The following is a 444-nucleotide window of genomic DNA, read 5'->3' on the forward strand; positions in this document are numbered from 1 at the left end:
AGCCCGCATGGAGCCGATGCCGATGGATACCGAGCGCCAGGTCGCCGAGCACTATGGCCGAACCGACCTCGAGCAGAAAATCCTCGCGGCGCTGGCCGCCGCCGGCAAGGACATCGACCGGCTGACGCCGGCCGATCTGTCGGCCGGCGACGAGTTCCATCTCGGCTGGCGTGCCGCGACGGTCGCGCTCGCAGGCGATCTCGGGCTGAAGCCCGGGATGCGGGTGCTGGACATCGGCTCCGGCCTCGGCGGTCCGGCGCGCTACTGCGCCGAGGCGCATGGCTGCACGGTCGTCGGCGTCGACATCACCGAGAGCTATGTCGACGTCGCCAATAGCCTGACGGCGCGCTGCGGCCTCACCGACAGGGTTTCGTTCGAACTGGCGAGCGCGCTGTCGCTGCGGTTCGACGCTGCCGCCTTCGACGCCGCGACGATGATCCACGT

General features: G+C 70.0%; 1 protein-coding gene. It reads left to right on the plus strand.

The window, feature by feature from the left end; all coding sequences use genetic code 11:
* Nucleotides 1-444 (plus strand): cyclopropane-fatty-acyl-phospholipid synthase family protein (locus I6F37_RS40080; RefSeq protein WP_225154389.1); only part of this gene is annotated, 444 nt, incomplete at both ends.

This window comes from Bradyrhizobium sp. NBAIM08, assembly GCF_020193935.1.
Taxonomy (GTDB): Bacteria; Pseudomonadota; Alphaproteobacteria; order Rhizobiales; family Xanthobacteraceae; genus Bradyrhizobium; species Bradyrhizobium yuanmingense.